This is a genomic window from Microbacterium hydrocarbonoxydans (genome assembly GCF_900105205.1).
Lineage (GTDB): Bacteria > Actinomycetota > Actinomycetes > Actinomycetales > Microbacteriaceae > Microbacterium > Microbacterium hydrocarbonoxydans.
The window spans coordinates 2914209-2927732 of sequence record NZ_FNSQ01000005.1 but is presented as its reverse complement, the minus strand read 5'-3'; the positions used below and the strand labels follow the sequence as shown (position 1 = coordinate 2927732).

The following is a 13524-nucleotide window of genomic DNA, read 5'->3' as shown; positions in this document are numbered from 1 at the left end:
GGATGCTCGACGTCGAGGACTCCGTCGAGCTGCGTGCCCTACAGGCGCGCGCCTACGGACGTTCCGGTGCGCTGAGCGATGCGGAGGCCGAGCGACTGCGCGAGCTGGAGGCTGCTCGAGTGTCGGAGGACGGGCTCGCTGCGACGACCGCTCCTGTCACGGCTGCGCCGGCGTCGCAGCCCGGGGAGTCGGCGCCCCAGACCGGGGAGTCGGCGTCGCAGCCCGGGGAGTCGGCGCCCCACCGCGAGCCGGCGCACCGCAGGCCGACAGACGCCGTCGTCGCCACGGATCCGGGGCCGCACGACGTGTCCGCGCGCACGGTGCTCCGCCGGCGGTGGCCCGTCGTGCTCGGGGTCTCCGTGGTGTTCGTCGTCGTCGGGGTGCTGCTGGGGTGGCTGCTGTTCGCGGACCGGGGGCCGCGGCCCCTGCAGCTGACCACGACGCAGCAGGACTGGCAGGCCGCGCTCATCGCCTCGGGCGACTTCGATTCCGGGTCGATCCGCGCCCTGCAGGAAGAGGAGGGGGTGGTGATCTGGTTCGCGACGAAGGAGGGCGGAGCGAACGTGTGTCTGGTCCTGGGCGACGACCGGGCGACGGCACCGGCCTGCACCACCCGCGAGCAGGCGTCGATCCAGGGCGTGAATGCGACGCTCACGACAGTGGTCGACGAATCGCAGAGCTATGACGTGGAGGTGCAGATGCTCCTCACACCGAAGGGGGAGCCTGCGATCATCGCCCGCAGCTACATCACCTCGCCCCAGACCACCGCAACGTTCGCCAGCCAGGAGGAGGTCGAGGCGGCGGAAGCCCTCGCCGAGGCGACGGGGCTGGACCGCCGCTCGATCGCGGTGGTCGGCTACGACGCAGGGGTGCCGATCTGGACGGGGATCGACATGGCCACGCAGCGCTTCTGCCTGGTGTTCGACGGCTCAATGCCCGATCCGCCGATGGTGTGCGACGACAGCCTGATGCTGTCCGGCGCCGAGAGCACCCTCGCCCTCGATGTCGAGGACGCCGGCGGTGTCGCCACCCGGTACGAGTACCGCTTCGGCTACGGTCAGCAGTATCTGACCGTGACGAAGGGCGAGGCGGGCGACGATGCTGCAGGAGACTGATGCCGCCGAGCTGCGCGCCCTGCAGGCGAAGGCGTACGGGCGAGACGGGGGACTGACCGAGGCGGATGCCGCGCGGCTGCGTGAGCTGGAAGGCTCTCGCGCCGAGCCGGAGGCGGCGCCGATCGAGATGCCCTCGGATGGTGAGGGATCGCGGGCCGATGCTGCGATCGTGGAGTCCTCCGACGTTCCCGCGGCGACGGCATCCGGATCGCCGACCGCCGTCGGGGCGGCCCCTGAGGGGCCGGAATCCACAGACCAGGCTCGCGACGAGGGTGAGGGCCTCGCCAGCGTCCCCCGACCGGCGACCGGACTGCGGCAGACGCTGCGTCGGCACTGGAAAGCGGTGGCCGCGGCATCCGTCGCTCTCCTCGTCATCGGCGTGGCGGCCGGGTGGGCGCTGTTCGGTCGCGACGACGCTGTGGCGCTCACTCCCGAGCAGCAGGAGCGCCGGGCCGAGCTGCAGGTCGAGGGGAAGTACGATCCGGGCAGCGTACGCGCGATCGGACAGGATGACGACGTCATCGTCTGGTTCGCGACGAAGGACGACGGGGAGATGGTGTGCGTCACCATCGACACGGCGGAGGATTCCGCACGTCAGTGCCAGCGGGCCGAGGAGTTCGAGAGCGGTGCCGGGGCCGGGGTGAGCATCACCGCGGCGGCTGCGGACGGCGACGAGGCCCCGCAGCAGATCTGGGCCTCGGCCACGAGGACGATGAACGGGGAGATCGTCGCGTTCATCCAGCGCTGGGACAACACCCAGGAGGACTGGCTGGCGCAGTTCCAGGGGGAAGAGCGCGAGAGCGCCGAGGACCTGGTCGCGCAGGGATTCGAGGAGTACTCGTTCTCGGTGATCGGATACTTCGGCGACGCCCCGGTCTGGTCGGCGCAGCGAGTCGTCGACGGCGCGCCGCAGGACTGCCTGGTCGTCGATGCCGTCGACGCACTCGAATGCACCGAGGCAGGGCAGACGCAGGTGCCGGGCCACGAGCTGGAGGTCTCGGGCGTCACCGTCGACAACGCCACAGGGGCGAGCAGCTCCTGGAGCGTGACGCTCGCCTACACGCCGACCGGCACGTCATACCTCATCGTCTCCGGCGAGGCGCCGGCCGCCGAGGCGACCGTGAAGCCCGGCGAGACGTTCGAGGTCGGCGGCGAGAAGCAGGACCCGATACAGGTCGAGGTTCCCTCCGACGACCCTGCAGGCTAGCGTCGCCCGTCGGGACGGACGCTACTCCGGTGCCGGCACCCGGTCCGCGAGGATGGCCCGTCGCTGGTCGCCCACCCGGGTGAGGATCAGAGTGGCCGCCTGGTCTCCCCGCAGCGTCAGCTTCTTGCGGAAGGCGGCGGGGTCGATGTCCATGCCGCGCTTCTTGATCTCGAGCGTGCCGATGCCGTGTGCCTTGAGCACAGCGCTGATGGCCTTCGGGTTGGCCGGCATCGTCTCGCGCACCCGGAACGACTGCACGAAGGGGCTCGTGAGCGCAGCGTCGGACGTGAGATACGCGATGCGCTCATCGAGCATCCCGGCATCCAGCGTCCGAGCGACGTCTCCGATCAGGCGGGCGCGGATCACCGCGCCGTCGGGCTCGTGCAGGAACGCGCCGAGGTCGCGGACGGGCGCGTCGTCGGCATCCGCTCCGGCGGTCAGCTCGTGCGAGCGCTCGCCGCGGACCACGAGCGCGGCGCGGCGCACACCCTCGCGGGCGAGGGAGCCTGTCCAGACGACGAGCTCGACGACACTGCCGTCGGCACTGACCCACTGCGCCTCGGCGTCGGCGGGAAGGGCGTCCCGGTCGTGCCCCGGACCCAGCTTGATCCCCGCGGGGATCCGGGATGCCACATCGAACGCCCAGTCCAGCGGCGGCGAGTAGTCCGACGACGACACGCGACTGGTCTCGCTGTGGCCGGACGTGCGGCGGGCGGGGTCCATCCAGATAGCCTGCGTGGCGACGCCGCCTGCGGGGACGTGGTCCTCGGCCGTTCCGTGCAGGACGGTCGCATCCTCGCCGAACGGCGCCAGGTTGTAGGCGGCGATGGCCGCGGTGACCTCGTCGGCGTCGACAGCGAGCACGTCGAGTCCTGCGCCGGCGAACGCGAGGGAATCGCCGCCGATCCCGCAGCCGAGGTCAGAGACGTGGGTGATCCCCGCCTGCCGGAGCCGCTGGGCGTGGCGCGCAGCGACGCCCAGCCGGGTCGCCTGCTCGAGTCCGGCGCGGGTGAAGAGCATCCGCGCGGCGAAGTCGCCGAACTTTCCCGTGGCCTTCGCCCGCAGACGTGCCTGGCCCACGACGGCCGAGACGAGGTCGGGGGAGTGGCCGGCCGCCCGCAGCTGCGACACGGAACGGGCGACATCGCCGACCTGCTCGACGGGTCCGAGGCTGTCGAGCAGCTCCAGCCCGTCAGGGGTGAGCAGGGCGCGCAGCTCGGAGATCTCCACGTCTCCAGCTTAGGCCGCGGCCCTTCCCTGCCCATTGGCACTCGCATTGCATGAGTGCCAGCGGAACGCCTAGACTGGATTAGCACTCTCGGGTTGAGAGTGCGAAAAGTCTTCCTGTCAGCGTCAAGAAAGAAGAGGTAGACCGTGTCGGTTTCCATCAAGCCGCTCGAGGACCGCATCGTCATCAAGCAGGTCGAGGCTGAGCAGACCACCGCGAGTGGCCTGGTCATCCCCGACACCGCCAAGGAGAAGCCCCAGGAGGGCGAGGTCGTGGCCGTGGGTCCTGGCCGCATCGATGACAACGGCAACCGCGTTCCGCTCGACGTCGCCGTCGGCGACCGCGTGCTGTACAGCAAGTACGGCGGCACCGAGGTGAAGTTCGGCGCAGACGAGTTCCTCGTCCTGTCGGCTCGCGACGTGCTCGCAGTCGTCGTCCGCTGAGACAACGTCTTCGGAAGGGCCCGGATGCATCTGCATCCGGGCCCTTCCTCTGTCCTCGCGGTCTTCCTCTTCTCTCACAGGTAGGGTTGTGCGGTGCCCCCGACGACCGCCTCCGCCCGCGCCACTCAGACCGCGGGGGTCGCGTACGCGGGAGGCGCCTACCTGCTGTGGGGCGTCCTGCCCCTCTACTTCCTGCTCCTCACACCGACGGGGCCCTGGGAGGTCGTCGCCTGGCGGGTACTGCTGTCCCTCGCCTTCTGCCTGATCCTGCTCACGGCGACGCGAGGCTGGTCCGCCTTCGGTGTGATCATCCGGCAGCCGAAGCTGCTCGGGTGGACCGCGCTGGCCGGCATCCTGATCTACGTCAACTGGCAGGTCTTCCTCATCGGCACGCTCACGGGCCACGTGGTCGAGACGAGCCTGGGCTACTTCATCAACCCGATCACCACCGTGCTGCTCGGTGTCTTCGTGCTCAAGGAGCGGATCCGCCGACTGCAGTGGGTCGCGATCGGCATCGCTGCGGTGGCGGTGGTCGTCATCGTGCTCTTCTACCGATCGTTCCCCTGGATCGCGCTCTCGCTGACCGCGTCCTTCGGCGTCTACGGACTCATCAAGAAGAAGATCGGACCAGCGGTCGACGCGGTCAGCGGTCTGACGCTGGAGTCCTTCTGGCTGATCCCGATCGCGGTCGTCCAGCTGATCCTGGTCGCCACGACCACAGGGATCACGATGGGCGCGAACGGCCCGTGGCACGCAGCGCTGCTCGCCTTCGCCGGCGTCGCGACCGCTGTACCCCTGCTGCTCTTCGCGGCAGGGACACGACGGATCAACCTCGCCATCATCGGGATGATCCAGTTCATCACCCCGATCATGCAGTTCATCATCGGCGCGGCCGTACTCGGCGAGCCGATGCCGGTCGAGCGATGGGCGGGGTTCATCATCGTCTGGATCGCGATCCTGGTGTTCGTGATCGACCTGCTGCTCGCCGCGCGACGTGGGCGACGGAGTGCGCAGCCGGAACTGGTCTGAACTCGCGGCTCAAGCGGCGGGAAACTCGGTGTCGGATCGTTAACGCACCGAAACATCGGCGACCCCTACGCGAAGCCTTTCGGTCCTAGTGTTAGAGCACCCGACCGTGGTCACAATCCACGGCCAGTCACGCAAGGGAGCATCATGACCGCATTCACGCGCTCGCGCAGCGCCAAGATTCTCGCCGGAGTCGCGCTGCTGAGCGCCTCGGCGATCGTCGTCGCAGGCTGCACCAGCACGCCCTCGGATGAGCCGTCCGGCGACGGCGGAAAGCCGGCCGCCGACCTCACCCTCGAGCTCGGGTCGCTGCTGCCGCAGACCGGTTCGCTGTCGTTCCTCGGCCCGCCCATGGAATCGGGCGTCGGGCTGGCCGTCAAGGAGGTCAACGATGCCGATGCCGGTGTCACGATCAACCTGACCGCCGAAGACGAGGGCGACACCGACACCAAGGCGTACGAGACCTCGATCACCAAGCTCCAGGGCGCAGGCGTCACCGCCATCGTCGGTGCTGCGGCATCCGGCGTCTCCCGCCTGATCCTCGACGGCAACGTCAGCGCCGGCATCCTGCAGATCTCCGCGTCGAACACCGGCCCCGACTTCACGGACTGGGACGACAACGGCCTCTACTTCCGCACCGCACCGAGCGACCTGCTCCAGGGCGAGGTGCTCGGCAACCTGATCGCCGAGGACGGACACAAGACCCTCGGCGTCATCTATCAGAACGACGCATACGGCACGGGTCTCTTCGAGAACATCAAGTCGACGTTCGAGGGTGCAGGTGGCGAGGTCGTCGCCGACGCGTCCTACAACGTCGGTGACGGTCAGTTCGACGCACAGGTCGAGACCATCAAGGCGCAGAACCCCGACGCCGTCGCGATCGTCTCGTTCGACCAGTTCAAGACGATCGCCCCGCTGCTCGTGAACGCGGGCATCACGCCGGACAAGTTCTACCTCGTCGACGGAAACCTGTCGGACTACGGCTCGTCGCCCGACACGAACTTCCCGTTCTCGCTCGAGGGTGCTCAGGGCACGAAGCCTGGCCCGGCGCTCGAGGACGACTTCACCGACCGCCTCCAGGAGTTCTGGACGGGTGAGGGCAACGCCGAGGTCAACGACTTCACGTACGCGGCCGAGGCATACGACGCCGTCGTGCTCGTCGCTCTCGCATCGCTCGCAGCCGGCTCGACCGAGGGTGCGGACATCGCGGAGAAGATGGCCGAGGTCTCCGGTGGTAGCGGCGACGGTGAGAAGTGCACCAGCTTCGAGGACTGCGCCAAGATCATCAACGACGGCGGCACGGCCGACTACGACGGCTACTCCGGCGAGGTCACGTTCGACGAGAACGGCGACCCGCAGGGCGCCTCGATCGGCACGTACGAGTACAGCGCCGACAACCTGATCTCCCGCACCAACTGATCACGAGCGAAGGCCCCGGATGCTGCATCCGGGGCCTTCGTCGTGTCCGCGCCCAGGGATGCCGTGCAGGACCAGGGATCGTGCAGGACCAGGGATCGTGCAGGACTCGGGAGAACGAGAGAGGGGCGGATGCCGCAGCATCCGCCCCTCTCTCGTGTCAGCCGCGTCAGGCGGCGTCCGTGCCGAGCGTTCCGAGGTACAGGCCGATGACCTTCGGATCGTTGAGCAGGTCGCGCCCGGTGCCCTCGTACGCGTCCTTGCCCTGATCGAGCACGTAGCCGCGGTCGCAGATCTGGAGGCAGCGACGGGCGTTCTGCTCGACCATGATGGTCGTGACGCCGGCCTTGTTGATGTCGGAGACGCGGATGAACGCATCATCCTGGCGCACGGGGGAGAGCCCGGCGGACGGCTCGTCGAGGAGCAGCACGGAGGGGTCCATCATCAGGGCCCTGGACATCGCCACCATCTGGCGTTCACCACCGGAGAGCGATCCTGCGCGCTGCTTGAGGCGCTTGCCCAGCTCCGCGAAGATGCCCGTCACGAACTCGAGGCGCTCGTCGTAGATCTTGGGGTTCTGGTAGAGCCCCATCTGCAGGTTCTCCTCGATGGAGAGCGAGGGGAAGACGTTGTTCGTCTGGGGGACGAAGGCGACACCGCGCTTGACGAGCTTGTCGGCCTTCAGGCCTACGATGCTCTCGCCCTTCACGGTGATGTCGCCGCTTCGCACGTTGACCATCCCGAAGATCGCCTTCAGCAGCGTCGACTTGCCTGCACCGTTCGGGCCGATGATGCCGATCAGCTCGCCCTGCCGCGCGACCAGGTTCGCGCCGTTGAGGATGTTCACCCCCGGGAGGTACCCGGCATGCACGTCCTTGAGCTCGACGATGACGTCAGCGGCTGCCGGCGACGTGGCTGAGGTGTCCGCGCTCATGCGTTGCCCTTCTGATCCTGGTCGAGGGTGCTCGTCGCTTCGAGCTCCGCTTCGGCCTCTGCTTCGATCTGCTCACGGAGCCTGGCGGCCGCCGCGTTCTCGATGACCGGGATGCGGCCGGTGACCGCGCCGAGGTCGAGGTCCTGGTGCGCGCCCAGGTAGGCATCGACGACCGCAGGGTCCTCCATGACCTCCTCGGGGGGTCCCTCCGCGACGACGCGTCCTTCGGCCATGACGACGACCCAGTCGGCGATGTGGCGGACCATGTGCATGTCGTGCTCGACGAACAGCACCGTCATCCCGAGCCCCTTGAGGTCGAGGATGTGGTCGAGCAGCGACTGCGTGAGCGCCGGGTTGACCCCGGCCATCGGCTCGTCGAGCATCACGAGGGTCGGGTCGCTCATCAGAGCCCGCGCCATCTCGAGGAGCTTGCGCTGCCCGCCGGAGAGCGAGGCAGCGAAGTCCTTCTCCTTCGCGTCGAGCTTGAACCGGGTGAGGAGCTCACGCGCCTTCACCTCGATCTCCTGGTCCTGCTTGCGCCACAGGAACGGGAACAGGCTCGACCAGAAGCCCTCGCCGCGCTGGCCGGGAGCACCGAGCTTCATGTTCTCGAGCACCGTGAGCAGCGACAGCGACTTCGTCAGCTGGAAGGTGCGCACCTGCCCCATGCGGGCGACCTTGAAGGAGGGCACGCCCGAGAGGCTGGTGCCGTCGAACGACCAGGTGCCGCTGTTCGGCTTGTCGAAACCGCAGAGCAGGTTGAACAGCGTGGTCTTGCCCGCGCCGTTCGGTCCGATCAGGGCGGTGATCGCTCCGCGCGGGATCTCGAGGTGATCGACGTCGACGGCAGTCAGGCCGCCGAAGCGCCGCTGCACGGCGTCGACGACGAGGATGGGGTCGACCTTCGGCACGCCGGGGGCCGCCGGCCCCGTGGTGAGACCGGTGGTCTTCGGACGGCGGATGCTCCCCGTGGTGGGCGCCGTCTGGGCGCTCTCGTCGGGGGTCAGTTCATTTGACAAAGGTCATCTCCCTCTTGTCTCCGAGAATGCCCTGAGGTCGGAAGATCACGAGCAGCATCAGGGCGATGCCGACGAAGATGAACACGAGCGTCGATGCCTGGCTGTCGGACATCGGCAGCAGACCGGCCTTCGCCATCGACGGCAGCAGGTTCGCCATGAAGGCGAAGACGACCCAGAAGAGGATCGCACCCAGCGTGGGGCCGAAGACGGTGGCGGCGCCGCCGAGCAGCAGCACCGTCCACAGGAAGAAGGTCAGCGAGGTCGTGTAGCTGCCGGGGACGACGGCGGAGGGGAGGACGAACACGATTCCTCCGGCTGCGCCGATGACGCCTCCGACGATGAGCGCCTGCATCTTGTACGCGAAGACGTTCTTGCCGAGCGAGCGCACGGCGTCCTCGTCCTCTCGGATGCCCTTGAGAACTCGGCCCCACGGGCTTCGCATGAGCGACCAGACCAGCAGCACGGCGACCACGAGGACGAGGAGTCCGAACACGCGGTTCCACAGGTCGTTCGCACTGTAGGTCCACGGGCCGAACCCGTAGGTGCCCTGCGGGAACGGGTTGGCGTCGCGGAAGCCGCCGTTGAACTGCGCGAGCCCGTCGGCGGAGTTGGTGTACTCGTCGAAGATCTGCGTCGTGAACAGCAGGCGCACGATCTCACCCGCGGCGATCGTGGCGATCGCGAGGTAGTCGGCGCGCAGCCGCAGGGTCGGGATGCCGAGCAGCACGGCGAAGAACGCACCGCCGAGGAGGCCGATCAGCATGCCGATCCACCAGGGGAGCCCGAAGGTCAGCACCGAGATCGCGTACCCGTACCCGCCGATCGCCATGAAGGCAGCCATGCCGAAGTTGAGCAGTCCCGCATAGCCGAAGTGCACGGCCAGTCCCGTCGCCGCCAGCGCGTAGGCCAGCGTGACCGGGCTGAAGAGATAGGTGGCCGTATTGGAGAAGATGCTTCCGAAGTCCATGGCGATCAGCCCAACCTTTCCCTGCGTCCCAGCAGGCCCTGCGGTCTGACGAGGAGGATCACGATGAGCACGACCAGCGCGCTCGCATACTTCAGATCGGACGGGATCCACAGCGTCGAGACCTCGACCGCGATGCCGACGATGAGTGAGCCGACCAGGGCGCCGAACGCGGTGCCGAGACCGCCGAGCGTGATGGCCGCGAAGATGAGCAGGAGCATCTGCATGCCCATGTCCCACTTGACGCCGGGTCGGAAGTACGCCCAGAGGATGCCCGAGATCGCAGCCAGCGTGCCGGAGAGGATCCACACGTAGCGGACGACCTTGTCGACGTCGATGCCGGATGCCGCGGCGAGCTGCGGGTTGTCGGAGATCGCTCGAGTGGCCTTGCCGATGCGGGTGCGGGTCAGGAAGAACGCGACGCCGAGGATCACCACGACGCTCACGACGATGCCGATCAGGTCGATGTAGGAGAGCGAGATCGGGCCGAATCGGAACGGCTCCGGGCTGGCGCCAGGCAACTGACGCGTGCCACCGCCGATCAGGTACTGGAACGCGTAGCGCAGGGCGAGCGAGAGTCCGATGCTGACGATCATCAGCTGGACGACTCCGAGACCGCGTCGCCTGAGGGGACGCCAGATCCCGGCATCCAGGGCCCAGCCGAACAGACCACCGCCGACCACGGCCGCCACGATCCCGAGCCACAGCGGAAGATGCCAGAAGCTCGTCGTGACCAGTGCGACGAGGCCGCCCCAGGTCACCATCTCGGCGTGCGCGAAGTTCGACAGGCGCGTGGTGCCGTAGATGAGCGCTGCGCCCATCGAGGCCAACGCGAGGAGGAGGCCGAAGTTGAGCCCACCCACCAGGCGAGACAGCAGCTGGTCGATGAAGGAGGTCGTCAGACGCTCGCCCTCACCGAGGAAGAGGTTCATGATCTTCGTGCCGGTGAGGCCGAACTCCACCTCGAACGACGCCGTGGTCCCGGCGATCGGCTGCGTGCCCTCCGGCAGCAGGGCGGGATCGACGATCACGCCCTTCGGGAGAGTGTCCTCATCGACGGTGAGCGTGTAGGTCTCCTTCTCGGGGACGTACAGGCGCCACTTGCCCTCGGCATCCGTCTCGGTGTCGCCCTCGAAGCCGTTGCCTTTGATGGACATCACGACGCCTTCGACCGGGTCGTCATCGAAGGTGATGACGCCGGCGAAGTAGAACTCGGTGATCTCCTGGCCGTCGTCCGTCTCTTCGGCGGAGGCCGCTGCCGGGGGCTGCAACCACAGGAATGCGATGGCGAGCAGCGACGCGAGCAGGATGATGACCCACCGCATTCCGCTTCGAGTCGCCGAGATCGTCGGACGCACAGAACCTCCAGCCGAGTACACAGGCCATGACGGAGTTGTTCATCGGCCTTGATGTACGACGGTATGAGCGTAATGTGTCGGCTCTGTTTCAACCAAGGCACGATCGGCTCACGCTGAGAACGATCCCATCACGAAGTTGCGAAATACCGGTCTGACGGCAGCAGCGATCGTCGGGACGGCCCGAAGGGTGCCGGGAATTTCCTCAGCCTCCCCACGCTTAGAATTGGTACACCCTCGCCCCAGATCGCGCCCGCAGGAGGATCATCCATGGACCAGCACGACCCCTTCGGCTTCGTCGGACTCACGTACGACGATGTGCTGCTCCTCCCGGGGCACACCGACGTCATCCCCAGCGAGGCTGACACCTCGTCGCGGATCACTCGCCGCATCTCGGTCGCCACCCCGCTGCTCTCCAGCGCGATGGACACGGTCACGGAATCCCGCATGGCGATCGCGATGGCCCGTGAGGGCGGTATCGGCATCCTGCACCGCAACCTCTCGATCGCCGACCAGGCCGCACACGTCGACCGCGTCAAGCGCAGCGAGTCGGGCATGATCACCGACCCGATCACGACCAACCCCGACGCGACCGTCGAAGAGGTCGACGCGCTGTGCGCCAAGTACCGCATCTCCGGCCTCCCCGTGGTCGACCCCGACGGGCGGCTCGTCGGCATCATCACGAACCGCGACATGCGCTTCGTCTCGGGCTTCGAGCGTCAGACCACGTTCGTGAAGGACGTCATGACGTCGGAGGGCCTCGTCACCGCCAAGGTCGGCGTCGCCGCGGGAGAGGTCATCTCGCTGTTCGCCAAGCACCGCGTCGAGAAGTTGCCGCTCATCGACGACGAGGGCAAGCTCGCAGGGCTCATCACCATCAAGGACTTCGACAAGAGCGAGAAGTACCCCCTCGCCACCAAGGACGACCAGGGGCGGCTGCGCGTCGGCGCGGCCATCGGCTTCTTCGGCGACGCCTGGGAGCGCGCGGAGGCGCTGCGCGACGCCGGAGTGGACGTGCTCGTCGTCGACACCGCCAACGGGCAGTCGCAGGGCGTGATCGATCTCGTCACCCGCCTCAAGGCGGACGAGAGCTTCGCGCACATCGACGTCATCGGCGGCAACGTCGCCACACGTGAGGGCGCTCAGGCTCTGATCGACGCGGGCGTCGACGCGGTCAAGGTCGGCGTCGGCCCCGGTTCCATCTGCACGACCCGCGTCGTGGCCGGTGTGGGCGTGCCCCAGGTCACCGCGGTCTACGAGGCTTCGCTCGCCGCGCGCCCCGCCGGCGTGCCGGTGATCGCGGACGGTGGCCTGCAGTACTCGGGTGACATCGCCAAGGCGCTCGTCGCCGGTGCGGACGCCGTGATGCTCGGCTCGCTGCTGGCCGGCACCGACGAGTCGCCGGGTGAGATCGTCTTCCAGTCGGGCAAGCAGTTCAAGCAGTACCGCGGAATGGGCTCGCTCGGTGCCATGCAGACCCGTGGCAAGCAGACCTCTTACTCGAAGGACCGCTACTTCCAGGCCGATGTGCCCAGCGACGACAAGCTCATCCCCGAGGGCATCGAGGGCCAGGTGCCGTATCGCGGACCGGTCTCGGCCGTCGCGTACCAGCTGGTCGGCGGACTGCGTCAGTCGATGTTCTACGTGGGCGCTCGCACCATCGAGGAGCTCAAGCAGCGTGGCAAGTTCGTACGGATCACGGCGGCCGGGCTCAAGGAGTCCCACCCGCACGACGTCCAGATCGTGGTCGAGGCGCCGAACTACAAGCGCTGAGACGAGATGACGGAGGGGCCGGATGCGAGAGCATCCGGCCCCTCCGTCATTGGACCGGTCGTGCGATCTCAGTTGCAGGTGTAGGTGACGCCGTCGACCTGCCACACGCCGGGGCCGAGCTCCGCGCACATCGAGAAGATGCTCGCGAAGACGGTGATCAGCAGGATGATCCCGATGATCCAGATCACGGTGATCACCGCGCCGACGATGATGCCCGCGATCGCGAGTCCCTTCGGAGCACGCGCCTTGCCCAGGCGGACGGCGGCGATGATGCTGATGATGAGGCCGATCGGAGCCACGAGGAACGCCAGGACGAGTCCTGTGATGGCGAGACCGTTGCCCGGAGTCGACGGCGGCGTTCCGGGCTGAGCGGGACCCGCGACCGGATAGGCGGCGGGGTCGGCACCGGCCGCTGGCGCGCCGTTCCAGGTCGGCGGGGTGTACTGCGCGTCACCGGAGGGTGGCGGGTTCGTCATGGTCGCTCCGTTTCTGGATGTTCGTTCACGGACGGATGCCGCGCTCGAAGCCGAGCGTAGTGAGCCGGGAGCGGTGGGCGCCATCCCGAGGGTGTCAGGGTGCCGGTCGCAGCCTGCTCTTCCGCCCGCCGTTCCTGCGGCGTACCGTGCCGGTTATGTGCCGAAACATCGTCCCGCTGAACAATCTCGAACCGGCCGCCACGGATGCCGAATGTCACGATGCCGCACTGCAGTTCGTGCGCAAGATCTCGGGGACGACCGCACCGTCCCGCGCGAACCAGGCCGTGTTCGACCAGGCGGTCGAGGAGATCGCGCTCGCGACGAGGGCGCTCATCGACGGCCTGACCACGAGCGCACCCCGCAAGAATCGCGAGGAGGAGGCGACGAAGCGCCGTGCGCGTTCGGCCGAGCGCTACGAGGCGATCCGGGTGTTCCAGCAGGAGAAGCGGGCACGTTCGGCATCCTGACCCGGTCCGGTCCGGTCCTCCTGTCCTGTCCTGTCCTGCCCCGTCCCGATCTGCACAGCATGTCCCGATTGACGGATGGATTCGCGGGATCCCTGTGCAGA

The 13524-nt window shown here is 67.9% G+C and carries 13 protein-coding genes; 7 read left to right on the top strand and 6 right to left on the bottom strand.

Annotated elements, in window-relative coordinates; genetic code table 11:
- Positions 1 to 2: 2 nt before the first annotated feature.
- Together BLW44_RS14350 and BLW44_RS14345 are read left to right on the top strand one after the other, a co-directional pair.
- A complete protein-coding gene (locus BLW44_RS14350; protein WP_074731855.1) occupies positions 3 to 1115 on the top strand; it encodes a PTS sugar transporter subunit IIB in 1113 nt (370 codons plus the stop codon).
- On the top strand, positions 1099 to 2322 hold the full coding sequence (locus BLW44_RS14345) for a hypothetical protein (RefSeq protein ID WP_060927050.1): 1224 nt from the start codon (positions 1099 to 1101) through the stop codon (positions 2320 to 2322). The genes BLW44_RS14350 and BLW44_RS14345 overlap by 17 nt, the downstream gene beginning before the upstream one ends.
- 21 nt (positions 2323 to 2343) lie before the next feature.
- Here the strand turns inward: BLW44_RS14345 and BLW44_RS14340 are convergent, their stop codons facing one another.
- Positions 2344 to 3552, bottom strand: coding sequence for a class I SAM-dependent methyltransferase (locus BLW44_RS14340; RefSeq protein ID WP_060927049.1), 1209 nt, complete (start codon positions 3550 to 3552; stop codon positions 2344 to 2346).
- Positions 3553 to 3696: 144 nt separating this feature from the next.
- On the opposite strand from BLW44_RS14340, the gene groES reads away from it, so the two are divergent.
- The 3 genes from groES (at position 3697) to BLW44_RS14325 (ending at position 6438) form a co-directional block, all read left to right on the top strand.
- On the top strand, positions 3697 to 3993 hold the full coding sequence (gene groES / locus BLW44_RS14335) for a co-chaperone GroES (RefSeq protein WP_017203655.1): 297 nt from the start codon (positions 3697 to 3699) through the stop codon (positions 3991 to 3993).
- A 93-nt stretch (positions 3994 to 4086) separates the two neighbouring features.
- Positions 4087 to 5022 (top strand): EamA family transporter RarD, encoded by a 936-nt coding sequence (gene rarD, locus BLW44_RS14330; protein ID WP_060927048.1) that lies wholly within the window; start codon positions 4087 to 4089, stop codon positions 5020 to 5022.
- Positions 5023 to 5166: 144 nt separating this feature from the next.
- Positions 5167 to 6438 (top strand): ABC transporter substrate-binding protein, encoded by a 1272-nt coding sequence (locus BLW44_RS14325; RefSeq protein ID WP_060927047.1) that lies wholly within the window; start codon positions 5167 to 5169, stop codon positions 6436 to 6438.
- Between the two features lie 166 nt (positions 6439 to 6604).
- On the opposite strand, the gene BLW44_RS14320 is transcribed toward BLW44_RS14325, so the two are convergent.
- From BLW44_RS14320 to BLW44_RS14305, 4 genes are read right to left on the bottom strand one after another with little or no spacing between them, the layout of a single operon-like run.
- Positions 6605 to 7369 carry an ABC transporter ATP-binding protein gene (locus BLW44_RS14320; protein ID WP_060927046.1) on the bottom strand — a complete coding sequence of 255 codons (765 nt, stop codon included), beginning with the start codon at positions 7367 to 7369 and terminating at the stop codon, positions 6605 to 6607.
- A complete protein-coding gene (locus BLW44_RS14315) occupies positions 7366 to 8331 on the bottom strand; it encodes an ABC transporter ATP-binding protein (RefSeq protein ID WP_060927059.1) in 966 nt (321 codons plus the stop codon). Before BLW44_RS14315 ends, BLW44_RS14320 begins: the two co-directional genes overlap by 4 nt.
- 46 nt (positions 8332 to 8377) lie before the next feature.
- The gene (locus BLW44_RS14310; RefSeq protein ID WP_060927045.1) at positions 8378 to 9355 is read right to left on the bottom strand and encodes a branched-chain amino acid ABC transporter permease; all 978 of its coding nucleotides are present in this window, start codon (positions 9353 to 9355) and stop codon (positions 8378 to 8380) included.
- Positions 9356 to 9360: 5 nt separating this feature from the next.
- On the bottom strand, positions 9361 to 10677 hold the full coding sequence (locus BLW44_RS14305; RefSeq protein WP_060927044.1) for a branched-chain amino acid ABC transporter permease: 1317 nt from the start codon (positions 10675 to 10677) through the stop codon (positions 9361 to 9363).
- A 300-nt stretch (positions 10678 to 10977) separates the two neighbouring features.
- Between BLW44_RS14305 and guaB the strand changes: the two genes are divergently transcribed.
- Positions 10978 to 12480 carry an IMP dehydrogenase gene (gene guaB / locus BLW44_RS14300; protein ID WP_060927043.1) on the top strand — a complete coding sequence of 501 codons (1503 nt, stop codon included), beginning with the start codon at positions 10978 to 10980 and terminating at the stop codon, positions 12478 to 12480.
- Positions 12481 to 12548: 68 nt separating this feature from the next.
- Here guaB and BLW44_RS14295 read toward each other — a convergent pair whose 3' ends face one another.
- On the bottom strand, positions 12549 to 12956 hold the full coding sequence (locus tag BLW44_RS14295) for a hypothetical protein (protein ID WP_060927042.1): 408 nt from the start codon (positions 12954 to 12956) through the stop codon (positions 12549 to 12551).
- Between the two features lie 155 nt (positions 12957 to 13111).
- Between BLW44_RS14295 and BLW44_RS14290 the strand changes: the two genes are divergently transcribed.
- Positions 13112 to 13423: a DUF2277 domain-containing protein gene (locus BLW44_RS14290; RefSeq protein ID WP_060927041.1), complete on the top strand. Its 312-nt coding sequence runs from the start codon at positions 13112 to 13114 to the stop codon at positions 13421 to 13423.
- The last annotated feature ends 101 nt before the right edge of the window (positions 13424 to 13524 follow it).